The sequence below is a fragment of the Desulfatiferula olefinivorans genome, assembly GCF_054657895.1.
Genome location: NZ_BAAHXV010000026.1, coordinates 15258 through 39238, shown reverse-complemented (window position 1 = coordinate 39238; position 23981 = coordinate 15258). Strand labels below are relative to the sequence as shown.

At 58.0% G+C, this 23981-nt stretch carries 15 protein-coding genes; 1 reads left to right on the top strand and 14 read right to left on the bottom strand.

The features are described 5' to 3' along the window. Nucleotides 1-72 precede the first annotated feature (72 nt). Genes ACYQ11_RS16205 through ACYQ11_RS16195 form a run of 3 tightly spaced genes read right to left on the bottom strand, consistent with a single transcriptional unit; the run spans nt 73 to nt 6909 of the window. Nucleotides 73-1860: an efflux RND transporter periplasmic adaptor subunit gene (locus ACYQ11_RS16205; RefSeq protein ID WP_459924855.1), complete on the bottom strand. Its 1788-nt coding sequence runs from the start codon at nt 1858-1860 to the stop codon at nt 73-75. After that, nucleotides 1844-3088 (bottom strand): TolC family protein, encoded by a 1245-nt coding sequence (locus tag ACYQ11_RS16200; protein WP_459924854.1) that lies wholly within the window; start codon nt 3086-3088, stop codon nt 1844-1846. Before ACYQ11_RS16200 ends, ACYQ11_RS16205 begins: the two co-directional genes overlap by 17 nt. Next, entirely contained in the window at nt 3085-6909 is a 3825-nt protein-coding gene (locus ACYQ11_RS16195) for an efflux RND transporter permease subunit (protein WP_459924853.1), read from the bottom strand. The genes ACYQ11_RS16200 and ACYQ11_RS16195 overlap by 4 nt, the downstream gene beginning before the upstream one ends. A gap of 402 nt (nt 6910-7311) precedes the next feature. On the opposite strand from ACYQ11_RS16195, the gene ACYQ11_RS16190 reads away from it, so the two are divergent. Further along, nucleotides 7312-7920, top strand: coding sequence for an L-threonylcarbamoyladenylate synthase (locus ACYQ11_RS16190; RefSeq protein ID WP_459924852.1), 609 nt, complete (start codon nt 7312-7314; stop codon nt 7918-7920). A gap of 151 nt (nt 7921-8071) precedes the next feature. Here the strand turns inward: ACYQ11_RS16190 and ACYQ11_RS16185 are convergent, their stop codons facing one another. The 11 genes from ACYQ11_RS16185 to ACYQ11_RS16135 form a co-directional block, all read right to left on the bottom strand. Then, nucleotides 8072-10408 (bottom strand): hypothetical protein, encoded by a 2337-nt coding sequence (locus ACYQ11_RS16185; protein ID WP_459924851.1) that lies wholly within the window; start codon nt 10406-10408, stop codon nt 8072-8074. A 41-nt stretch (nt 10409-10449) separates the two neighbouring features. Then, nucleotides 10450-12048 (bottom strand): vWA domain-containing protein, encoded by a 1599-nt coding sequence (locus tag ACYQ11_RS16180; RefSeq protein WP_459924850.1) that lies wholly within the window; start codon nt 12046-12048, stop codon nt 10450-10452. Then, nucleotides 12041-12856, bottom strand: a complete 816-nt coding sequence (locus ACYQ11_RS16175) for a thrombospondin type 3 repeat-containing protein (RefSeq protein ID WP_459924849.1) — start codon at nt 12854-12856, stop codon at nt 12041-12043. Before ACYQ11_RS16175 ends, ACYQ11_RS16180 begins: the two co-directional genes overlap by 8 nt. 66 nt (nt 12857-12922) lie before the next feature. Continuing rightward, nucleotides 12923-14422: a hypothetical protein gene (locus tag ACYQ11_RS16170; RefSeq protein WP_459924848.1), complete on the bottom strand. Its 1500-nt coding sequence runs from the start codon at nt 14420-14422 to the stop codon at nt 12923-12925. 49 nt (nt 14423-14471) lie between these two features. Continuing rightward, nucleotides 14472-17978, bottom strand: a complete 3507-nt coding sequence (locus tag ACYQ11_RS16165; RefSeq protein WP_459924847.1) for a hypothetical protein — start codon at nt 17976-17978, stop codon at nt 14472-14474. Next, nucleotides 17975-19555 (bottom strand): tetratricopeptide repeat protein, encoded by a 1581-nt coding sequence (locus tag ACYQ11_RS16160; protein ID WP_459924846.1) that lies wholly within the window; start codon nt 19553-19555, stop codon nt 17975-17977. Before ACYQ11_RS16160 ends, ACYQ11_RS16165 begins: the two co-directional genes overlap by 4 nt. A 3-nt stretch (nt 19556-19558) precedes the next feature. Further along, on the bottom strand, nt 19559-20269 hold the full coding sequence (locus ACYQ11_RS16155) for a porin family protein (protein WP_459924845.1): 711 nt from the start codon (nt 20267-20269) through the stop codon (nt 19559-19561). 16 nt (nt 20270-20285) lie between these two features. Next, on the bottom strand, nt 20286-22631 hold the full coding sequence (locus tag ACYQ11_RS16150; protein WP_459924844.1) for an AgmX/PglI C-terminal domain-containing protein: 2346 nt from the start codon (nt 22629-22631) through the stop codon (nt 20286-20288). Nucleotides 22632-22666: 35 nt separating this feature from the next. Further along, nucleotides 22667-22969 carry a hypothetical protein gene (locus tag ACYQ11_RS16145; protein WP_459924843.1) on the bottom strand — a complete coding sequence of 101 codons (303 nt, stop codon included), beginning with the start codon at nt 22967-22969 and terminating at the stop codon, nt 22667-22669. A 5-nt stretch (nt 22970-22974) separates the two neighbouring features. After that, complete coding sequence (locus ACYQ11_RS16140; protein WP_459924842.1) at nt 22975-23454, bottom strand: ExbD/TolR family protein; 480 nt, start codon at nt 23452-23454, stop codon at nt 22975-22977. A gap of 8 nt (nt 23455-23462) precedes the next feature. Next, nucleotides 23463-23978, bottom strand: coding sequence for an ExbD/TolR family protein (locus ACYQ11_RS16135; RefSeq protein ID WP_459924841.1), 516 nt, complete (start codon nt 23976-23978; stop codon nt 23463-23465). Between the last annotated feature and the right edge of the window lie 3 nt (nt 23979-23981).

The window sequence follows — 23981 nt, the reverse complement described above, 5'->3', positions numbered from 1 at the left end:
CGCAGTGACGAGGGATGACGCGTAACGTTGATATCGGACTTTTTACGAAGCCGTCACTCCTTTGGTTGATCATCAGTTATTGGCGTTGTCCGTCGACCCGATGGTCGCCGTGACTTCGCCGCAGGAAAGCATGGATTTTCCATAATACGGGTTCCGGATTTCCTTGTCCGCGCTCAGCCAGTCCGCACCCTTGTTATCATCGGCCATGGGGCAGTGCTGAACATAGAGCGTCCGATCTGCCGGGCCCAGGCCCCGGGCCATGTCGACCATGGACCGGGACACGGCCTGAAACGTCTTTCGAAGGTCTGCCAAGGACTCCTGATGGGCCGCATGGGCCAGGGTTCCGACCAGGGCCTCCCGGACCTTCAGCCAGGTCCCGTGCAGGGCCGAAGGCGACGTGTCCTCGATCCGGGCCTTGAATGCAGACGCCCGGGCCCGGGCCGTGTCGATGTCATCGGCCGCCAATGCGTCCTTGAACGCCAGATAGTCGTCATAGACGGCCTTGAGCAGGCGTCTGGATCCTTCATCCAAAGCCTGCGGCGCAGAATCAGCGTGAACCGTTTCCCGTTCCTTCAGGCCGGGAAGAAGAACCCCGCCGTGGGAATGCGCGACGGCCGGTGAGCCCCTAAGGCTCATCATGCTCGGCTTTCCGGCAAGCTGAGCCGCGGCATCGACACTGAACGTGCCGTGGACGGCGATGGTTTCGCCCTCGGCCAGGCCCTGTCTCACGACATAATCATCGGAAAGGGCCGGTCCGAGGACCACCTCCCGCAGGCGGAATCGGGGCGCGTCGCCGTCATTGTCACGGACATAGACCAGCGACCTCCGGCCCGTCCACATCACCGCCGTTTTGGGAACGATCAGGGCCGGGTGATCCAGACGGGCGCCGACCGCCCCCGAAACGAACATATCGGGCTTGAGCGCCATGTCCGGGTTATCCAGTTCCACACGGGCGCGGGTCACCCGGGTCCGGGGATCGATGATGGGATCGATGTAGACGATGTCTCCGGAAAATCGTTCTCCCGGGAAGGCCTGAACCGCCACATCGACCCTGTCTCCCGTACGGATCCACACAAGATCGGATTCATACACATCCAGCATCACCCAGACCCGGGAAAGATCGACCGCCTCGAACAGCAGCGATCCCCGCCCGATATAATCACCGTCGCGTACGTTCAGCCGGATCACATGCCCCGAAACATCGGAATGCATCCGAAACAGGTCGCCTGCCGTTTTCGACGACACGACGGCGTCGATCTGGGTCTCGGTCAGCTTCCAGTTCAAAAGCTTCTGCCGGGCCGACTCAATCAGTTCCGGGCGGGGCTGTTTCATGCTCACGGCTTCGATCAGTTCCTCCTTTGCCCGCACCAGTTCGGGTGAATACACGGTCGCAATCGCCTGCCCTTTTCGAACAAACGCGCCAATATAATTCACGGACAGTGTCTCAATCCGCCCGGCGACGTGGGAAGACTGACGGAAAACCCGCCTGGGATCGGACTCGATTCTGCCGGTGAGCCTCACCTGTTTTTCCGGTTCCGCCATCCGGACCCGGGCCGTCTTTACCTCGGCCAGGGCCATGGCGTGCGGTGACATGCGAACGGCTCCGGCATCCGCGGCATTTTCGCCCTCATCGATCAGGGGGATGAGATCCATTCCGCAGATGGGGCAGTCACCCGGTTCGCCCTGCCGGATCTGGGGATGCATGGAACAGGTAAAGATACTCTGCTCCGTCATGACCGGCCCGGAGGTTCGATCCGCCTCCGGTTCCGTGCCGCCTCCCATCCACATACCGGCCGCAAGGCCCGTGATCAGGCAGAAAGCGGCGATGATGATCGTTTTTTTGTCAACGGAAAGGCGCATCGTTTTCTCCTGTCAGATAATCGCGTTGGGCCAGGGCGATCCGAAGCCGGACCCGGGCCGTGATGTTCTTTTTCTCGTAATCGAGGAGCTGTCGCTGCATGTCCAGCAACGCCTCGATATCGGCTCCCGAATGCCGGTACGCCGAACGAACAAGTTCGAGCGTCTGCGTTGCGGTTTGAATCTGCCTGTCATAAAGATCGATCAGGCGGCGTTGCCGGGTCGCCTCAAAAAGGGCCGATTCATACCGTGACCGAAAATCGTTTACGAAGGCCTCCTTTTCAAGGACAGCTTTGTGTTTAAGCTGCAGGGCCTCGCCTTCGGACGCACGGTAGGCGGGCCTAAGCAGGGGAATGCTCACGGTGACCATGGCCGCCAGCGCGTCTTTTCCGTTATCTTCAACCGCCATATCGTCCCGGCGGTCCACCATCACATAGTCCAGGCCCAGCCCCAGTCTGGGGAATCCCTGGAGCCGGGCGGCCCGCTGCCCGGCTTCGCCTGCCCTGATCTTTAAATCGTAGGCCCGCAGAACGGGATGATCGGCCGGCGGATCCGTTATCGCCCTCATGGGAGTTTGAATGTCGGCATCCGAAAGCGCGTCAACCGTCACCTTTTCCCTGCCCGGCCTGTTCAACAGGGCGTTCAACGCCGCGACCAGGGACACGTCTTTGGCTTCGAGAATGGACAGCTCGGCTCTCTCCTCCTCCAGCCGGAGGTCCACACGCAGTACGTCCGCCATCCCGGCCCTGTCCTGCTCGAAAGCACGAAGGGCCATATCCCTGTATTGTTCGAGAAGGGCGATCGTTTCCGTTTGGACGGCCAAAAGCCGTCGTACTTCATAAAGCGAGTAATAGGCGTCCGTGACCTTCAGGTACAGGCTGTTCCGGGCATCGACAAAGGCCTGAAACAGGGCCTCGGCGTTGAACGCCGCAGCGTCTTTTCGGTTTTTAAGGGTGCCGAACCATGGAAACGTCTGGGTAAGGGATAAACGCGCCTTCTGGGGTCCGATGCGGGTTTCCACCGGCGAAATGAAATACCCGAACGTCAACGCGGGGTCCGGCAGGGCACCGGCCTGAGGAATACGGTGAAGCGCCGCTTGGTATTCGGCGTATCGGGCCTTGAGGCCGGGATTGTTTTCCGCCGAAAGCACCAGATAATCCTCAAGTGTCCCGGCCTGCACACGGTGACCGGCAGCAAGAATCATCGCGATACAAAAAATGATACGTGTCATGGCCGCCCCTTTCCGATGCGACGTTCCTCACGCAGGCAATACAGCGTGGGAACGATAAAGTATGTAACGGCGGCCACCAGCATCCCCCCGAACTGGGGAATGGCCATGGGGCCCATGATGTCCGCTCCCCTACCGGTCGAGGTGAGTACCGGCAACAGGGCGATGACGGTGGTGGCCGAGGTCATGACCGCCGGTTTGATCCGCCGGCACCCCGCGTCGATCACGGCGGCCCGGACCCCGTCGATGGTTTGGGGCCGATGCCGTCTGAAACTCTGGTCGATATAAGTCCCCATAACCACGCCGTCGTCGGTTGCAAGGCCGAACAGGGCGATAAATCCCACCCAGACCGCCACACTCAGGTTCACGGCGCCCATGTTGAACAGCTCCCGGAGATGGGTTCCAAACAGGAACACATCGGCAAACCACCCCTGTCCGTAGAGCCAGAGCAGAATGAATCCGCCGCTGAACGAAAGGGCCACCCCGCTGAAAATCATCAGGGCCGTGGTGACGGAACGGAACTGGAAATAAAGAATCAGAAAAACCACGGCAAGGACCAGGGGAATGATGACAGTCAACCGTTTTTCCGCACGGACCTGGTTTTCATAGCTGCCCGAAAATCTAAAATTCACTCCGGGCGGGACCGACAGGGTCCCTTCGCCAATGCGGGCCGTTATGGCGTTTCGGGCGTCATTGACCACATCCACCTCGGCATGGCCCTTTTGTTTGTCAAACAGTACATAGCCGACCAGAAAACCGTCCTCGCTTTTGATCATCTGGGGGCCGCGATGAAACGTCATGGAGACCACCTGGCCCAGAGGAATCCGGGCTCCGTCCGGTGTGGGGACAAGAATGCGCAGCAGCGATTCGGGATCATCCCTCAGCTCCCTGGGGTAGCGGACTCTCACAGAATAACGCTCCCTCCCCTCGACGGTTCGGGTCAGGGTCATGCCGCCCACAGCCGTTTCGATGACCTGCTGGACATCCTCCACGCTCAGCCCGAAACGGCCCATGGCTTCGCGATCAAGGTCGAGATGAAGGTAGGGTTTGCCGATCACCCGGTCCGCGAACACCGCCTCGGTCTTGACCGCCGGCACCTGTTTGAGGATGGCCTCCAGTTCTATGCCGAAGGCTTCGATGGTCGAAAGATCCGGGCCGTAAACCTTGATGCCCATTGGCGCGCGCATGCCGGTCTGCAACATCACCAGCCGGGTTTCGATGGGCTGGAGTTTCGGGGCGGACGTGACCCCCGGAATGGTGGCGGCCTCAACGATTTCGGCCCAGATATCGTCCGGAGACCTGATATGGGACCGCCAGTTTCGGAAATAAAGCCCGTCCTCGTCCGGAATCAGTTGCGCCGGACCGATACTCATCGACAAGGCCTCATCCTGGGTAAGGGCCTCCCCGTCTGTCGTCAGAAAACGGCCTTTTCCGTCGGTGCTGAACCGGATGCGGTGCCCCCGTTCATTGACGGCGTATTCCGGCTTGTAGGCGATGACATTTTCAAACATGGACACCGGTGCCGGGTCCAGGGCGGATTCCACCCGCCCCAGTTTGCCCACCGTGCCGTCCACTTCCGGGATACTCGTAACCGCCATGTCCAGCCGGCCCAGCACCGTTCGATTGTACTCCATGCCCGAATGGGCCATGGATGTGGGCATCAGAAGGAAACTTCCTTCGTCGAGGGAGGGCATGAACTCCTTGCCCATCCCCGGAAGGGCATGGGCAAGCCCTGACCAGACCCGTGTGGTCCTTATATTCCAGCCCAGATAATCCGTCCCTTTGGCCAGAGGGCCGAACAGGACGGGAAACCCCAGCCAGATGGTCAGGCCCAGCAGCACGAGAGCGCACGGGAAGGCCAGAAAGGTTTTCTTGTATTCCAGACATACGGCCAGAAGCGGGGCGTAGAAATACTCCAGAATCGAAAAGAACGCGAGAATCAGCCCGACCAGCAGGGCGACAAAAAGCATGTTGACCAAAAGACTCCGTCCCGGTCCCAGAGGAAGCCAGTATGACGCCAGAAGCCAGATCACCGCCGCAACGGTAATGATCATGTTCGCCTTGGAGGTCAGCCTGTGATACCACCGTTGAAACGGCGCATCCGGAACGGGAAAAATTTTTTCAGACACCGAGGAAAGACCAAAGGCAGTCAGGACGACGCCGCCCCACGCCGCGCCTGATACAATCGCCGTAATTCCCGCCATCACAAGCAGACTGCCAAAAACGATTCCGGATCGCCTTGTTTTCAACCGGAATCCGAAAAAAAACTGGGCCATGACGGGCAGGATAAACAGTGAAACCATAAGGGCGGCGATCAGGGCGAAGGTCTTGGTGAAGGCCAGGGGACCGAACAGTTTTCCTTCGGCCGCTTCCAGGGTGAACACCGGAATGAAGCTGACGATGGTGGTCGACACGGCGGTAATGATGGCCGATGAGACATCCGAAGCCCCCTGGTAGACGGATTCCATCAGGGGCCGGCCTTCGGGGGCTTCCCGGATGCTCCGGATAACGTTTTCCGACAGAATGATGCCCAGATCGACCATGGTGCCGATGGCGATGGCGATGCCGGACAGGGCCACGATATTGGCGTCCACCCCGGCATAACGCATGACGATGAACACCATGAGGACGGCCATGGGCAGCAGGGCCGATATCATCACCGAGGCCCTGAGGTTCCGGATCATCACGATGATGACCAGGATGGTGGTCAGAATCTGAAGGGAAAGAGCCTCTTCAAGGGTCCCCAGGGTTTCGTAAATCAGCGTCGATCGGTCGTAGAAGGGAACGATGGTCAGACGGCTTTCCGTGCCGTCGGGAAGCGTCTTAACGGGCAGTCCCGGGGCGATGTCGCGAATTCTGTCCTTGACCGCGTCGATGGTCGAAAGGGGATTGGCCCCATATCGCGCAACCACCACGCCGCCCACCACTTCCGCCCCGTCCTTGTCCAGAACGCCGCGGCGAACGGCCGGCCCGAGCGACACGTTTGCCACGTCACGGATACGAATCGGCACATTGTTTGACACGGACACCACGATCTTCTCGATATCGGCGACCGACCTCAGGTAGCCCAGGCCCCTCACCAGGTATTCGGCCTGATTGATCTCGATGGTTTTCGCACCAACGTCCCGGTTGGACTGCCTGACGGCCGACACCACAAGGCTCAGCGGCACGCCGTGGGCACTCAAGGCATCGGGATTGACATCGATCCGGTATTCCTGAACAAATCCGCCGATGGACGCCACCTCCGACACACCGGGCACGGCGTTCAAGGCATAGGTGACATAATAGTCCTGAACCGACCGGATTTCATGGAGATCCCATCCGCCCGACGGACGACCCTGCGCGTCCCGGCCTTCTATGGTGTACCAGAACACCTGTCCCAGGGCCGTGGCATCCGGACCCAGCGTGGGCTGAACCCCGTCGGGCAGAAGAGAAGGCGGGATGGCGTTGATTTTCTCGAGAATCCGCGACCGTGACCAGTAGAATTCGACGTCTTCGTCAAAAATGATGTAAATGCTCGAAAATCCGAACACCGATGAACTTCGGACGCTTTTCACCCCCGGAAGGCCCAGGAGGTAAGTGGTCAGGGGATAGGTGATCTGGTCGTCGATGTCCTGGGGAGACCGCCCGGGCCATTCGGTAAAGACAATCTGCTGGTTCTCGCCGATATCTGGAATGGCGTCCACCGGCACCGGGTTGGACGGAAGAGGGCCCAGGCGCCAATCGAAGGGAGCCGTGATCAGCCCCCATCCGATGAACCCCAGAGCCGCCAGAACGGCAACCAGCTTGTTTTCCATGAAATACCGAATGATACGATCAACCATAACCGGACCTTCCCCGGCGTGACCCGCGGCGGAAAAATGTTCAATAATTTTGGAACAACGAATACGCCCATCGCTATCGGCGATCAGAACAATACACATCCGACAATGAATCGTCATCCGCTCGCGAAGCGGATGACGATGATGACGAGAAAAAACGAAGAGATGAACTCAAAATAAAAGGAGAGCGGCTGAATGTCAAGGAGACCGTCCGGATAAGGGGAAATCGCCTTGCCGCGTTCTTGAAACTTGATGTTGATTTTAAAGGGCCGGCCTGCTAAAAATCATCTGCTCCGTTTGCCCGGCACCCGCCCTCTTCTCAACATTCGATGGCTGTCAACACAGACATGGCCCATGGTGACCGGGTGTTCAACACGACAGGATTTTGAAACAAGGAAGGTTAGCATGCTGATTCCCATCAACCCGGACAATCCCCAGGCCCGCCTGATCGACAAGGTCGTGGCCTGCCTGAAAGACGGCGGCATCATCGCCTACCCCACCGACACCTACTACGGCATCGGCTGCGATATCATGAACAAGAAGGCCATCGAAAAAGTCTATCAGATCAAACGGCGCGACCCGTCCAAACCGTTCAGCTTCATCTGCTCGGATCTCAAGCACATCAGCGACTACGCCAAGGTGTCCAACTACGCTTACCGGACCCTCAAGCGCTGTCTGCCCGGGCCGTATACCTTCATCCTCGAAGGGTCCAAGCTGGTGCCCAAAATCATGCTGACCAAACGAAAAAACGCAGGGATCCGGGTGCCGGACAACGCCATCTGCATGGCCATCATCCAGGGCCTGGGCAACCCCGTCATTTCCACCACCGCCACGTTTGACGACGACGAACCCATCCTGGACGCCTGGATGATCAGCGACACCTACCCCCACCAGATCGACATCGTCATCGACGGCGGCCCCGTTCCCAACCGCCCGTCCAGCGTCATCTCCCTGGTCGACGACGAACCGGAAATCCTCCGCGAAGGCGCAGGCGACATCAGCTTTTTCGAATGACGCAAAGGGGGGGATGACCATAGTCATACCCGCCAAAGTCATACGATGATGATGGATTTTTCCCCGTCATCATCCCAAACACACGGCCGCATCCTTAGAAAGAATGCGGCCGTGTGTTTTTCAAAGTGCCCCCGGTGAGAAGGGCGGTCCATCAGGGTGCGGGGGGCTGCAGCGCGCCGCTGTAGTAGCGGACCGTCAGGCGGAAATAATAGGGTGCGTCGAAGCCCCAGTCATTGTCCGGGTCGGGGTTCAACACATCCGCGGCGGTTCTCAGATAGTTGAAATCACTGATCCGGAAGAAAACGTTGCGGTCCCAGACGGACCCGCTTACCTCCCCTTTTCCGATCCAGAGACTGCCGGTGTTGTAGCCCGTGGCCGTAAGGGCGTTGTCCACCAGGTCCGCCGTCGTGGAGGCATCGCTGTATCCGGCCAGAACCCCTTCGTGACAGGTCAGCGGTGTGGCCTGACACCACTGGGTGGACACGCGGTCATCGCCGTTTGAATCGGGCATGAACTCCCACATGTATTCCACCTCGCTGCCGTTCGCGTAGAGTTCCACGCTGATCGTGTAGTACCAGGCCTCGTCTGCGGGGTTAAGGGGTTCGGTGAGATCCAGGTTGAACCAGTCTTCATCGCCCTGGTAATCGATGTAGCCTGCCACCCATGGGAAATGAAGGGTCACGGGGTCGGCAAAGGTGCCCGCGCCGGTTCGGGTCGGATGGGTCTCATCCACGATGGCGAAGGGAACGGTATTGACCTTGAACACGGCCTCGCGGGTGTCGGGATACTCAATGGTCACCGATTCGGTCAGGCCGGATTCATCGTTTTCATTGTGATACAGGGTATCGCCCCCCTTCGGGCAGGCGGCAACGGCGGTCGGAACGGAAGCCACGCTCCAGGAAAGGGTGTATTCTCCGTCGGAGTCACCATTGTCGTTCTGGAAATCATGGACCTTGACGGCATAGGACACATCCCCCGCACCCGGAGACACCAGGATGCCGGTGGCCAGATCCACGTCCCGCTGATCGGCCGCACTGTTGAACACGATTTTTTCAAACAGTGGTTCTGACGGGCAGGTGATGCGCATGGCGTACTGAACCTTTTCGGAAACGGGGATATCGAGATCCAGGCTCAGAACCCTGTGGACCGAAGGATCACGCGGGAACGTCACCGTGAACCAGTCCGCATCCCCCCGATAGGCGATTTTTCCGGTATGAGCCGGCACGCCGGTCAGATCGATGGCGTCGGATTCCACGTTGTTGCCGTCACCGGCTTCGTCCGCATCGGTGACGCCGACGACGGTCATGTCCACCGTGTAGGGGCATCGGACGGCCACGGAGGCGCCGTCAAGGGGCCGGACCACGAGGTGGTATTCGGCCGCGCTATCCAGCTTGAGGGTGGCCTGGTACTGGCCGTCACCGTTGTCGCCGCCCCGGTATTGATGGGAAAAGGCCGTGGTGGTGACACCGCCTTGGGTTTCATGCAGTTCGACTAGATAGCGAAGGGGAATGTGGCTGAAAAAACCCAGGTCCATGACCTTGATGGTTCCGGCCACGGCGGTATCCACGGCGTAGATGTCCAGGTCTTCAAAATAATCGATGGATCCGTCGAACTGAACGCCGGCCGGGGCGACGGCGTCGGCGTATGTATCGTTTGCCATGGCTTCCGCCCCGTCAACTTCTTCCACGCTGATGTCATAATAGGACAGGTTGTCGAAATCGTCCTTGCCGTCATCGTTCACCACCACATAGTAATCCCCGGCGGCCAGGAAATGAATCAGATGACTGCGGGTGGCCGCGCCCTGATTCCTTGCCTCGATGAGGGACCCCTGGTCGTCGAAAACCTGGATCTGAAGGGTCACGCCCGAACCCGCGGCCCGGTTGAAATCCACATCGATGTCATAGACCCCGTCATCGGCCGCCTGGATAAGAAAACAGTCCGCATCGTCCTGGGACCCGATCACGTCCCGGATCGCGTCACCGCCAACCACAAGGGCATCGGCATTGGCAAAGGAGCCGTTGCCGTCGGGTGCCGCTTCGTAACTGGCGGACACATAATAGGGTTTATTGTTTGAGACGTCATCGTCCATCAGATCCCGCACGTTGATGTACAGCCGCTTGGGCGTGTCCACAAACACGTTGACCTTGAGGTCCACGTCCCCGGGCCCGTCTTCGAGGGCATGGTCCCCGGCCACCATGACCAGCTCGCCCTGGGCGTTCTGCTCAAACACGTTGACCAGAAGATCCACGTCGGGCCGCATGGTATCGCTGGTGCATCGGATCTGGACCGTCCGGTTCGTTTCGGCGAGGTTCACCACATAGCGGTCCACCTCACCCACCGTCGCGATTTCACCCCGGATTCTGCTCGCCGAAATGGCGCCGCTGTCCGTCACGGTGATTTCAATGGGACCGGTCCCGTTGGGGTCCGAGGAGTCGGACGAACATCCGACCACACAAAGAGCCATGATCAGCACAATCAGTTTTTTCATATCATTCACCTGGTCTTTTCCGGTTATGGGTTTAATATGCGTTACAGAGCCTCGAAACTGTCCACCTGGATGGTTCGGTTCTCCGTATCGTAATAGTTGACAACGATATCCGCCACCCGGTACACGGGGTTGGAATCGGGCATGTCCTCGGGCACTTCCGCAATGAACATACGGATCAGATTGTCTCCGGGAAGGAGCGTCTCGCTGCCCAGGGTCGCCATGATATCGATATTCGAGATATTGAAAGAAATCCGCCGACGCCGGGACTGGTACTGGGTGCCCTGGTTGAGTTCGATGAGCCCCAGGTCCCTGATGTCGTAGTAATAACTGTAACGTGCCCGGATCTTGTCGTCGTTGACCCGGACGTTGGTGTGACGCTGAACTTCCAGCCAGTCCGGAACGCCGTCGAAATCCGAATCATCCATGGCCTGGACTTCCAGAGGATTGGTTCCCATGTAGAATTCGATGCCGTCGGGTATTCCGTCGCTGTCCGTGTCCGGATTGTTGTAGCTGGTGCCCTTGATCACCTCTTCACAGTCCGTGAGACCGTCCCGGTCCCGGTCCATGGCTTCCGCGCCGTAGGGGCATCCGCTGTCCGCCGGGTTCAGGGGGTCCAGGGCATTGTCAATGGTACTCATCTTGCGTTCGAAGTAATCGCTGAGGCCGTCGTTGTCCGTATCACGCAGCATGGGGTTGGTCGCCTGCCCTTCTTCCACAGGGTCGATGCGCCCGTTGTGGTTGAAATCCACATCCAGCTCTTCCTCGTCGGTGAGCCCGTCCCCGTCACTGTCCACATAAACGATCTCGTTGCCGGGCCGCACGTTGGTGTTGAAGGCGATGATGAACTTGACCAGATATTCCACAGTCAGGCGCATGTCCACGATATTGATGAACTCGATGTCGTCGTCTTCCTCAAACTCCGTGTAGATTCCGTTGCCGTAGTTGGCCATGTTGGTCATCAGGTTCACGGCGGTGTTGTAATCCGCCACGTTGGCCTGAAGCAGGGTCGACAGGAAGAAGGTATGGAAGTTGAACAGGGCGACGCCCTGCTCTTCGACCAGATGTTCTTCCATGTCCTCCACGGCGTTGTAGATCTGATTGATCATCAGGGAACCGCCGGGATCGGGAAGACCGTCGCTGAAGAACATCACGATGCACTTCATGCGGGCGATGTTGGCGCTCTGGGCGTTGTCGTTCCGCATGTCCGCGATTTCCGCCAGAAAATGCTGCTCGGCGGTCTGGATGGCCGTGATGTAGCTGGTGGTCGACGTGTTGTTGTAGTTGAACAAAACGTTTTCAATGGCCGTCAGGTCGCGGGTGAAGCCGCCGGTGGTGCCGCTGACCGTGTTGTTCCATAAAATCACGTCGAACTTGACGCTTTCATAATCGTGGTAGGTCTGGATGAAATCCCAGGCCTCCTGGATACGGGCGCCGTCGGGATCGGACCCCATCATGGACCCGGAGCAGTCGATGGCCAGCGCGATCCTTATGGGGAAATTGATCACGTCCGGATTTTCCGTGAGGAAATTCCCGGCGAGTGTCACCTTGCTGCGGGACTGGGCCCGTTCCAGATCGGGATCGGAACACCCCGTAACCAGGACGGCCAGACCGGCAACGATGGCTGTCAGCAGTTTAGGCATCACACGCATCACCTTTACCGTTTCTGTCCGTATCCTGCTGGTCGGGGTTGTCCGTGTTCGGGCAGTTGTCGCAGACATCGCCCACACCGTCCCCGTCGGTATCCCTGTTCTGGGTGCTTCGGCAGAAGGGGCAGTGGTCCACATTGTTGTCATAACCGTCCCCGTCCGAATCGTTGCAGCTCGCTCCCGGTCCCGCGTTGGGCACCTTGGGGCACTCGTCGATGCTGTCGGGAATGCCGTCGTTGTCGTCGTCATCATCGCAGGCATCGCCCATGCCGTCACCATCCGTATCCAGCTGGTCCACGTTGGCGATGGTCGGACAGTTGTCGTCTTCATTGAGAATAGCCGTCCCCGGGTCGGCAACGCCGTCTTCGTCCAGATCGACTTCGCCGTCGCCGTCGATGTTGGGATCACAGGCATCGCCGATGTTGTCCCCGTCCCGGTCGGCCTGGTCTGGGTTAGTCACGGTCGGACAGTTGTCGCATGCGTCGCCCAGATCGTCCCCGTCGTTGTTGGTCTGGTCGTTGGGGGCCATCACACAGTTGTCCACCCCGTCCATGGTGCCGTCGTCATCGCTGTCGTCGGAAAAATACGCGAGGGGCCCCAGGTTGTAGGTGACCAGCACGACGATACCGCCGGCGCCGCCGCCGCCCGCGCCGCCTGAAGGCGGTGCGCCGCAGAAGATATCGTCACATTCCTGCCAATAGGCCTCGGGATCAATATCCGCGGCAACGGCCGGTAAGGCTCCGATGAAAACCATCAGGAGCAACGCCGGCACCCATGTCACATGTTTTTTCAGTGTTTTCATAGCATCTCCCAGTTGAGGGTTAAAAGGTGTAGCCCCCCCGGACATTTCCCCGGCCATGACGCCCGGCTAAGGGTTCATGGCAAAAATAAACAGTTTCTTGTTGACCGTGGAATAGGACGCGAGATAGATCCGGTCATCCTCATCCAGCCACAGGTGATTGTACCTGCCGATATACATGGTATCCGTGCTGCCCGGCAGCACGTCATAGGGGCTGGTTTCGTTGCTCAGCCCCACGGCTTCGGGATCGATCACACAGACCTCCCAGGCTCCGGCGTCGTTTCTCCGGGACACCTTGACCCGGCTGAAAAACCGGTTGAGGGTGAAATTCATGTGATCGTAGTACGCCACCACCGGACGGTCGTTTGAATCCAGGGCCAGCGTCAGATCGGCGCCGCAGATGGTGTTGTAGTTCACGTAATTGTATCGCCACTCCCAGCCGTGGATCGCCTCGCCGTCGGGGTCGTAGCCCGTGATCACGTCGATCTGCTCGGCGTATTTCACGATGGAGGGCAATTCGGTCTGGTTGTCGATGAAATCGGGGATCTCGATGACGGTATAAGCCACAAAGATCCCGCCGTCGGACCGCACGGCCCCGCGAATATTGGACACGGTGATGCCGCTTTCAATCCACTGGGGCGCCTGCCAGACTCCGTCGACCTTGCGGGCAAAGCGGAGGCCCCGGTCCTGGGCGTTGCCGTTGACCGTGTCATCCACGTAATAGAACACCACCGGCTCACCCTCGCCGTCTAAGATCAGATGGTTGGCCCCCCCGTGGAAGGACTGTTGGCCCGAGGCGAAGCTCTGGTAGATATTGCCTTCCACATCCTCTTCCAGGTCGGCCACGGCGTTCACGTCAGCGTTGTCAAAGGCGTTGACCGGCTGTGCGATGTAGCGCAGGTCCGGATAATCGAAATTGTAGGAATCGATACCTTCGTAATAGAACTGAAAAGAAAGGTGGACCAGCCCGCCGCCCCCGGCCACCCGGAAATCGGACTGGGCCAGACCGTCACGGAACACGGGGTTTCTGTCCGGAGGCACATAGCCATAGGCCCCGATCTCATGACGCCAGGTGTTCGCTCCGTCGCGCACGGCGATCATCACATCGCCCTGGTTGTTCAGGTCGAAGTCGTCAAGCACGATGTAGAGCCGGGTCACCGGATAGGCGATCACCGCTTTGCCCCCGGCCACGGAGATGGACAGACCGGACCGGTTCCGGGGATCGTCATCGATCAGGAGCACCCGTTCACGGATGGTGTTCCCGGAGTAAAGATGACGGAAATCAACGGCGTTGAAAGACATGTACATCAGGCGGTAGGGATGATCGTTTCGGGTGACCGGATCGGGGTTGACATCGTAGTAGGCGATGTGGACGCGACCCTCGTGCTCAGCGACGCTGATTTGCGGTTCGATGTAGTCTTCGGCCATCCCGTCATCCAGATCGCTGCGGTCGGCCGGGTCCTGGGCAAGCACCGAATTGATGGTCCAGGACACGCTGACGGGGATGGTTTCATCCACATTGAGGGGTGCGCCGCCATCGTCCGAACAGCCGGAACAAAGGGCGAGCATCAGGAACCCGGCAAAAACCGGATGAATCAAGCGGCGCGCATAGCCCGATTTAGTTGGTCTTGACCGATGCATCATACATCTCCCTGGCCACCGGATGGAGGGCAAGACCGGCGTTCTGCAGTTTCAGTTCCCTGGGAAGGCGGAGGTAGAGGCCTGCGGCCTCCTCATCCTGACGGTAATGTTTGAGCAGTCCGCCCAGGTTGATCAGGGTTTCCATGTCGCGGGCATCCCGTTTCAGCACCTCGTTGAACGCATCCCGGGCCCGCATGTCTTCCCCGGTGTACAGATAGCAAAGACCGATCAGTTTGTAAGCCTGGAGCTTCAGGCTTTCGGCGGCGTCGGAATCCACCGTTTTCCAGGAAAGAAGCAGGGCCTGGCGGTAATCGGCGCGATCGTAGTACATGCCCGCCAGCCTGAACAAACGCTCGGAATCCTGGGGGGCGTGAAAAATCTCGTAGTGAAGTTCCTTGAGGGCCTCGTCCTTGAGGAACTGCTCGGCAATCTCCGTTGCGGAGCTCTTCCCGCCAAAGGGTTCGATCCGGGTCGGCTCGCCGGTGTAAAGCCCGGTGACGGCCGGATTGATAATCTTCCATTTATCCAGCTGGGCTTCACCGGTTTTCAGGTATTCGTCGGCCTTGTCCATGTAGCTGCGGGCCTTGTCGAAAATAATTTTTTTGTACTGGGCGCCCTGCTCCTCACTGAGCCCTTCGGGCAGGGGCGATTCCTTGAGGAACACCGCAAATTCCCGGTTGATCTCATGGGCGTAGTAACAGGCCTGAAGCACCCATTCCGGCGATTTGAGTCCGATGACCGAGGCGTAGCCCTCCTCGAGATTTCCCAGAAGCGAGGCCTTGGCCGCCACCACCTGGTTGTCGATGACGCTGCCCAGCTTGGTGTTCATGTAACGGTCATAGGACCCCTGAACCGCGTTGAACACCATGGCGGCATAGGCATCGTTCATGGCCGGGTTCTCGGGCGCATACCGGGCCTTGTAATCTTTGACGGCCTGCTTCCGGTATGAGAGGGCTTTCTTGTAATCCCCCTTCTTTCGATGGTATTCGGCCAGAAGTGCCCGGGCCCGGACCGCGTCCGGCGGTGACATCTCCCGTAGTCCGCGGTCGAGAATCTCCACGGCCCCGGCCTGATCTCCGGTCTTTTCAGCGTTTTCCCAGATATCGAACATCACCGGCACCCTGTCCGGATTTTTCCGGTCCGAACGGGCCAGGAACATCTCATAGTCCTGGCTGGAAAGGGCATACTGCCCCAGGGACTTGCGGATCCGACCGGCCTCTTTCATGAAGGCCGGGACCTTTTCATGTTTGGGCATCCGTCGGCCGAACTCTTCCAGGTACCGGGCCACCACCCGGTACTGGGAAGCCGATGCGGCCGAATCGATCATCACGGCCATCACGTCGGCCACATGGGCGGATTCGGGATAGTATTTGATCAGCTTGTATCCGGCGGAGAAAATCGTGTCGAGCTTGCCCTTGTCCTTGCTCGAAATGATCAGGGCATTTAGCGCCTGCTCGCCCAGACCGGTGGTCTTGTGTTTCTCGACCATCTCCTCGATGTTCCGGCTGCCCAGTTCCCAGTCGTTCATGGCGTCGATGGTCAGGTTGCTGACGATGCGGCTTTCCGAGGCCTTCATCACCTGGGCCACCTCGTTTCGGACCTTGGGAGAAATCCGGGTATCCTGGACGATCTTCCGACCGAATTCCACCAGACCTTCGAAATCCTCCCGCAGATGGTAGGAATCAAGGGTCAGGTGGACCGCCGATTCGGACGCCTTGCCCTGGGGGTACCGGTCGATAAAGGCGGTGAAGTTTTTGGCCGCCTCGACGTAGTTCCCTTCATCAAAGGTGATCCAGGCGATGTTGAACAGGATGTCCGGAACCTTGGGAGACTGGGGGAATTCTTTCACATAGAGATTGCCGTTTTCACGGAGGCCCCCCCGGGCGAAGGTGATCTGGTAATAATTGAGGTTTTCCTTGTTTTTGAGAGCGTTGTAATAGGAAATCACGGCACTGTTGATCAGGTCGATGCGTGCGGGCACGCCGCTTTTGGCCAGATCGGTGTTCCGGGCCGCCGCCGTTTTTTTGTCCGGGGCCGTTTCAGGCGCCGGTGCGTCGGCCGCCGTCTTCTCCGCAGGCGGACGCTCCATAAAGGCCATCAGCGCCTCGTACTGTTTTCCGGCTTCCAGATAGCGTTTGGAGGCGAAGAGGGTTTCGGCGTAGTTGGCCAGCATGTCCGGATACACGGAGGTGTGTTCGAAAAAGTCAAGGTAGACCTTGTAGGCATCGGCGGCCCGTGCGAAGGCCTCGGCCTCGGACGTTTTCAGGGCCTGTTTGTGCAGATGGGTCACGATGTTCCGGGCGTAAAGCTCGTAATCCGTCAGGTTTTTCTTTTTTTCATCGTCGGGGATATGAATGGAGTACGTCTGTTTTTCAAGGGCGCGGACAATGATATCCACGTCCTTGTCCGCGTTCTTGAAGTCGCCCAGTTCCTGGACGCATTCGAAGATATTCCGGGCATATTCCAGGAGTTTTTTCTCATCGTGCTGAAGGGTGGCGAGCTGACGGTAGATTTCAACGGCATGCCGGTATTTTTTCTTGATCAGGTAGCGGTAGCCGAGTTTTTCGAGCACATGGGTGTATACCTGACGGGACCAGGCGTATTTCCTGAAATAGTCGATGGCCTGGGCCGGGGTGTTGTCCTTGTAGACTTCGGGATAACAGTAGGCCATGTCCACAAGCGATTCCATCTTGATGTCCACCCGCTTGTAGGTGTCCACGTCGATTTCCTTGTCCGCGTCGTTGGCCGTAACCGATTCCTCGAACAGCTTGATGGCCGCCGCGAAGTCCCGGTTGTTCACGTGGCCCCAGGCCAGTTTGTACCGTGCGATCACGATGGCCGAGCTGTCCGGATAATTCAGCACCTTCTTGTAATGCCGAAGGGCCATCTCCAGATCCTGCTCACTGATAAAGTGATCTCCCAAAAGCAGATAACACTCCGGGGTGTAGGCGCTGTCCGGAAAGGTCTTGATCAGGGTCCGGTACTGGTCCACCATCTCGGGGATCTGACCCAGCTCACGGTATTCGTGGGCCAGGAAAAACCGGATTTTGTCGTTGTCCGGGTAGTCCGGAAAATCGTTCAGGATCCTCAGGTAGGTTTCGATGGCCAGGTTTTTCAAGGTATTGGTTTCAAGACTGTCCAGGGCCTTGGAGGTGGCCTGGGTCTCGTTTTTGCGGATAAAATAGACGAACCGGGACTTTTCGATATAAAGCTCGGCCAGCCGCAGGTAGAGTTCGGGCAGGTAGGGCATGTTTCGGGACTTGTCGATCAGCATCTTGGTGTTGCCGATGGCAAGATCCACCTTGGCCTTGTCGCTCTGAAGCTTTTCAAGGAAACGCTGCTGTTCTTTTTCCTTGTCCTTTTTTTCGAATTCATAGCGTGTTTCCGCCTTGGCCGTGTCCGCCTCTTCGGCGAACGAGAGGGTGCAAAGGCCGAGCAGGGCCAGGACAGCAACGATAAGCGATAGCAAGCGGTGACGTTTCATTTGAAAAAGATATCCCATTCTTCCATGCAGGCACATTTGTCTTCCAGGGTCACCTTGTACATGTTGAGTTCATCGTTCCAGAACTCACCCTGGAAGGGATAGACGGCCAGATAACGTCCGGGCGCAACGGTTTCGGTTTTGCCGCGGTCCGCCCCTTCGGTGTAGTGGTACTGATACACCCGCTGGTACATATCCAGGCCCACCTCATAAGCCATCAGGTCCGCTTTTTCCTCATATTCCAGAAGGTCGTTGGCCAGATTCACGTATTTTTCGTCCACACGCAGCCGGAACTCCCGCCGGGCCTGCTCCAGACGCAGATCGTAGATGGTCCGGAGATAGTCCGACAGACCCGGGTCCTCCAGCCTTTGAATTCTGCTGTGCTCCGTGTCCAGAAGACGGAGAAAGGCCCAGGTTTCATTGATTTTACGGTGGCCCAGAAGGGCCAAAAGCAGGGCCTGGTTGTCCGTGGGGTCTTTTCTGCCGTAAACCGCATCCAACGCCTCCCGGTAATGGTCACGGAATTCGTCGATGACGGCAAGGGCGCGCTGGTAATGACAGACATCCTTGTAAATGAAGGATTTGAGCAGAAAATACTCGGGGGTGAAATAATTCCGGTACACGGGGGCCTTGAAGGCATAGAGCAGGCCCATGGCCTTTTCCGCATGGCCCATGCGGTACTGGGCCCAGGATCGTTCCATCAGGTTCTGGGCCTGAAACACGATGTTGTGGCTGATGCTCTGATAAAGCTCATCGGCCCGTTCGTACTCTTTTTTCTCGTACAGCAGCCGGGCCAGGGTCTTACGGACCTGATTCTTGAGATCCTCGCCGTCGAAATCGGCCCCGTTGATTTCCTCGAGCACGGTGACGGCCTCATCGATCCGGTCCCGGCTGATATCGTACAGGGCTTTCCGGTAACGGAACATGAAGTGGTAGTAGCTTCCCTGCCGGATCTTGGCAAAATGCTTGTCGCCCCAGTCGTCGAACCCGTTTTCCCAGTCAAACAGCCCCTGATGGTAATTGATGAAATCGGTGAGGGAACTGTCCACGAAACCATAATCCTGGTCGATGATGGCCTTGTGGATCACCTTGTCCCGGTCATAGGGCATGGTCCGGGACATGGTCTCGAACAGCTCCAGAATGTAGGTGACGATGCGCGTGTTGGGTTTCCGCGTGACCAGATGGGTCAACACGTCCACGGCGGCATGGGAATAGCCGCTTTTTTTCAGGGAAATGCCCAGGAAAAACGCGGCCCAGTCGTATTCATCGGCTTCGGGACCGTTTTCGGAAATATAGCGGTAAAAATATGGCGCCGCATCGATGAAGTCGTCCTTTGAAAACAGGGCGTACCCCTGATCGAAGAGGTCCATGGGGTTCTGTTCGGGCTCCGCCGCCGGGTCGACCATGGACGGATCGGCCGGGGCGACAGAGGCCGGCGCAGGGTCTTCCGAAGGCGTCGGCGTGACCGGGGCCGTCTGCTCTCCGACAGCCAAGGCACCGTCTTCAGCGATGACGGCGCGCGGCCCTGCGACCAGGAGGGCAAACAGCATCATGAGTATAAGCGATCGTCGTGTCATCATGGCCTACTTGTCTTTCAGGTACCCGTTCAGGATGGAAATGGTCTCGTCGGAATAGGACGGCCTGCTGCCCAGGTTGAAACGGAACCCCAGATTCATGCCGAACCAGACGGTGTTGACCATCTCCCTGTCCCTGAAGGTCACGAAATCACGGACCTCGAAGGCGATGTTGATATCCTGGTTGATGAAATACTTGATGCCCACCCCGGAGCTGATGATCTGGGCCATCTTGTTTTTGCCCGGGGTGAATCCGTCGGAATAATTCTTGGTGTAAAAATCAAACCCTCCGCCCATGAAGAAATAGGTTTCATGATTGAGGATGGTTTTATTGATCACCGCATCCTTGCCGTAAAAGGGCCGGACCACCAGATGGGTAAGGATCTGATATTTGGGCTCACAGAAGCTGACCGGAGCGGCGCCGAAATCGTTGAGCAGGGTTTTGAGGATGTCCTTCTCGCGTGTGAAGTTGGCGTAGATCCGTCCCACTTCCCAGGAAATGTTGTCATCGAAATGGAAGGTGTAGGACAGGCCCAGGGGAAACACCTGGTAAAAATCCTCCCCCCCGTTGTAGCCCGCGATGACGGCCAGCTCGTGGTATTTGTGAAAAATCTTTTCCTGGATGGCGAAAACCGGTTCGTCGGTTTCCGCGCTCTGGGCATGTCCGATGGTCACCAGTGAGAGAATGACCAGGATCAGTGTGATGACAAATCGTCTCATAAACGCCGTGCGCTCCTTAAAAGCCTGAAACATCGAAAACAAAAGGATAGGACACTTCCACCGCAGAGCCCTGGGGTTTGGGGAAGACCCAGGTTCTGATGGCGGACTTGATGCAGGCGTGAATCTCGTTGGATTTCACCGTCGAGGATTTGATCCTCACTTCGCCCACCTTGCCTGAAAGCAGAATCACCCACTCGAACTCGATCTTGCCCATCAGCGTGGGATCGCTGATCAGCGCCGTTTCGTAACAGTAGTTGATTTCATCGATATGGTCGTTGATGACCTTGGCCACGGCTTCCCGGCTGATGCCGCCGCCCTTGAATTTCACTTTTTTGGTGAGGGGTGCGGACACGGCGCCGCTGACGGCACGCTGCCCGGTATTGCCGCTCTCAAGGGCCGCAACGGACCCTTTGCCGCCGATGCCTGCGCTCCTCAATACGTCGGCCGCGCCCTTGTTGTTGATCACCCCGCCGCTGGGAATGGCGATACGGCTGTCACCCAGATCACCGATGAGCCCGCCGACCTTGATGCGCGCTTCACGGGCATGGGTGCTGGTGACGGCGTCCATGTTGGTCACCGAGGCCAGGGCTTCGTTGGGCTTGATCTCGATGCCGGTTTTCATGCCCAGGGTGGCCAGAAGGCCCATGTCGTTCACGTTACGGTTGACCACGGTCCCCTTGTGGCCTCCGCCGGCTTTGGGTTTCTCGGCTTTGACGGGCTGTTTTTTCGGATTGAGGGCCGCCACCTGGGTGCCCGGTTTGGGTTCTTCTTTTTTGGCCTTTTCAATCTTTTTCGGCGCGGGCGCAGGGATCACGGGCTTGGGTTTGGGTTTCACGGGTTTGTGAATGTTCTCGGTTTCCACCATCACGAAATAGGTTTCCGGATCCTTGAATTCGGATTTGTCCGGCATGGTGATGGAGTAGGATAAAATGATCATCAAAATGATGTGAAAGCCCACGGCCCGTGAGGTGTACTTGAAGGCGGTGGACCGAAGGAGGCGCTTGGGCATGGGCGCCGCGTCTTCGGGGCGTTTTTTCTCTGCGGGCGCTGCGCTGACGAAACTCTGGCGCAGGACATAGTCGTAAAAGCCGTCGGAAAGGACCAGCTCGCCTTTGGACGGAAGCAGGCTGCTGTAAGTTTTGCCGCCTCCAAGAAGGGCCTTGGGTGAAAATTTTTTCTCGGCGGGAAACAGGGTGTCGCCCTGCCGGTTGATGGTTCCAAGGAGCGGCTCGCTGAAGGTCAGACGGGTGCCGTGTTTTTCATCATGATCGACCCGGCAGAAATGCTCCGCGTCATCGATCAGCACATGGCCGCCCTTTTCCTTAAGGTGGGTGATGCCAAGCACGTTGTCCTTGCGCAGGGTAATGACCTCGAGGACCTTTTCGCCCCGGGCGGACCGCCCCAGGTTTCGATCCTGCCCAACCAGCTTGTCCCGGAGGGAAAAGGCTGCGGGCATGTCGTCGTCGTCATCGTCTTCCTCATCCTCGATCACGGAAAAAAACGAGGCGGGAAAGGTGTTTTCAATAACGGGTTCAGCGGCTTCGGGCGTTTTCGCCTCACGGGCCTCAGGAGCCGGCTCGGGAGCCGGGGCCACGGGGTCGATGTGATCGAGCTGATCGGGCTGAAGCTCGTCCGTGCATTCATCCCAGTCGACGGCCACAGCGCGCGCGCTCAGGGTTTCATCGACCGCAAGGTCAAAGGCGGCACCGCAGGGTTCTTCTTCGAAAAGATCAAGATCGGTCAGATCCTCCGTCGGATCGTCCATGCCGTCCCAGGCGAGGTCTTCGGCCTCAGGTTCCTCAAGGCCCAGAAGAGCGTCCACGTCCACAGGTGCAAGGTCCGTTTCATCCATGACGGAAGGAAGGTCTTCGGACAGCCGGGCCAGGGACTCGGACGAAACAACCGGATCGCTGACCGCGGACGGCCCATCAAGGGGGGCATCGTTCAGGTCACGGACGCTCTCGGGGAAGGGTTCGACAGACTCCATGGCCTTGATCTTGGTCTTGATCGTATACGCTCCGATCCTGACCACATCAAGGGGCCCCACCAGACCATGGGTCAGCGGTTTGTTGTTGATGAAAAGAGCCCCGTTTTTGCCGCGGTCGGCCACCATGATCCTGTCGCTCTTGAGGCCGCCGACCAGAAATTCGGCCTGAATATCCGCAAGGGCCGTATCATCGAGCACCAGATCGGCCGACGGGGACCGGCCCACCAGGATTTTTCGGGTGTCGAAACAGTCCCATCCCAGGTACCGTTCGCCCTTAAACACGTAAAGCTGGACGATAAACCCGCCCGGGGTTCCAACCGGCACGGCCTTTTCGTCAGTGGTTTCCGCAGGCTTTCTTTTCAATGAAACAGTCATGATTCCCAACCTTTGATCGAGGTAAGCGTGACACCTTATTGTTCAGTATCCTTTTTACGGATATCGTGATTTTCGAGAATTTCCTTCCGGTAGTCCTCACGGTAGGTGAGCATGGTCTTCACGTCGCTTTTCTTGCGTTGAAGCAGATACACCGCCCCGGATTTCAGCGTCTGGCCGGTGATGTAAGAGTTGCCGAAATCGATGCGGGTCAAAAGCTCGCCCGAATTTCCGGCGGTCGTTTTCTTCTCCTCGGCCGCATAGGCCGTGGGCGATCCGAAAATCACCTCGAGAAAAAGCAGGGTCGAAAGGGCCCCGGCGATGGTGATAAGACGTTTCATCCTTCCTACTCCTTTTCCACCACGGCGAACTGGAAGTTGGGGTATCCCGCCCGACCCGCCGTTTTCACGATGGCGTTGACCACCTTGAATGAATGCTGCTTGTCGCACAAAAACAGGATGTGTTCCTTCCTGGTTTCTTCGGATTCATTTTTCTTCAGCTCGTCGGCCACGTCCCGGTATTTTTTCAGTTCGTCGTAGAGGGTCTCAAGGCCCGTCACCTGATCGCCGTCCAGGGTGGCCACCACCTTGCCGTCAAGCTTGAGCTGGTTCTTGCTGAGGACCAGCCGGATGCTGTCCTTGTAGTCGAGCTTGGATGTGGACTGGGGAAGCGTCATCTCGCTTTCAAGATCCATCTGCTCTGGATTGTTGGAAAAGGAGAAGAGGAGAAAAATCAGGATGATGGTGAACATGTCCATCATCGAGGTGATCTGGAGTTTGGGCGGTATGAACGGCTTGACCGCCTTGCGTCGTTTGCCTAAAGCCATGGCTCCCCCTAACCCACCTTTCCGGACAACACCACATTGGGAAACATTTCGATATTCTCCGATGATCTGGCCATGTCCATGGTTTCGATGATGGTGCCGTAGACCACCGACGAGGCGGGCACAAGAATCAGGGTGTCGCTCTTGGGGTAGGAGTCCTTGATGTATTTCAGATGGGCGGCCAGCTGGTCCATGGGATAGGCGGCGCCCTCTTTCACGGGAATATCGGCCTCCAGCTTGACCAGGTCGTCGTATTCCAGTTCGTCGCTCATGGCCGACAGGGCGATGACCGCATCCTTGATTTCCACGATGACCGTAACCTTGATCTGTGCTTTGGGATCGGACGGTTCGGATTGCGACGCCTCACTCGACGACAGCACCGGCACCGAGGTATTGATGGCCTTGATATGAAAAAACGAGGCGGATAAAAGCAGAAAGGGAATCAGAACCAGGAACATGTTCATGATGGGGACCATGTCCAGTTCGATTTCCTCGTCGTCCATGCGTCGTCGTCTGCCGAGTGCCATGAT

Coding starts and splice junctions, on each gene's coding strand:
- ACYQ11_RS16205 (WP_459924855.1), bottom strand. CDS start 1,860: ATGCGCCTTTCCGTTGACAAAAAAACGATCATCATCGCCGCTTTCTGC.
- ACYQ11_RS16200 (WP_459924854.1), bottom strand. CDS start 3,088: ATGACACGTATCATTTTTTGTATCGCGATGATTCTTGCTGCCGGTCAC.
- ACYQ11_RS16195 (WP_459924853.1), bottom strand. CDS start 6,909: ATGGTTGATCGTATCATTCGGTATTTCATGGAAAACAAGCTGGTTGCC.
- ACYQ11_RS16190 (WP_459924852.1), top strand. CDS start 7,312: ATGCTGATTCCCATCAACCCGGACAATCCCCAGGCCCGCCTGATCGAC.
- ACYQ11_RS16185 (WP_459924851.1), bottom strand. CDS start 10,408: ATGAAAAAACTGATTGTGCTGATCATGGCTCTTTGTGTGGTCGGATGT.
- ACYQ11_RS16180 (WP_459924850.1), bottom strand. CDS start 12,048: ATGCCTAAACTGCTGACAGCCATCGTTGCCGGTCTGGCCGTCCTGGTT.
- ACYQ11_RS16175 (WP_459924849.1), bottom strand. CDS start 12,856: ATGAAAACACTGAAAAAACATGTGACATGGGTGCCGGCGTTGCTCCTG.
- ACYQ11_RS16170 (WP_459924848.1), bottom strand. CDS start 14,422: ATGCTCGCCCTTTGTTCCGGCTGTTCGGACGATGGCGGCGCACCCCTC.
- ACYQ11_RS16165 (WP_459924847.1), bottom strand. CDS start 17,978: ATGAAACGTCACCGCTTGCTATCGCTTATCGTTGCTGTCCTGGCCCTG.
- ACYQ11_RS16160 (WP_459924846.1), bottom strand. CDS start 19,555: ATGATGACACGACGATCGCTTATACTCATGATGCTGTTTGCCCTCCTG.
- ACYQ11_RS16155 (WP_459924845.1), bottom strand. CDS start 20,269: ATGAGACGATTTGTCATCACACTGATCCTGGTCATTCTCTCACTGGTG.
- ACYQ11_RS16150 (WP_459924844.1), bottom strand. CDS start 22,631: ATGACTGTTTCATTGAAAAGAAAGCCTGCGGAAACCACTGACGAAAAG.
- ACYQ11_RS16145 (WP_459924843.1), bottom strand. CDS start 22,969: ATGAAACGTCTTATCACCATCGCCGGGGCCCTTTCGACCCTGCTTTTT.
- ACYQ11_RS16140 (WP_459924842.1), bottom strand. CDS start 23,454: ATGGCTTTAGGCAAACGACGCAAGGCGGTCAAGCCGTTCATACCGCCC.
- ACYQ11_RS16135 (WP_459924841.1), bottom strand. CDS start 23,978: ATGGCACTCGGCAGACGACGACGCATGGACGACGAGGAAATCGAACTG.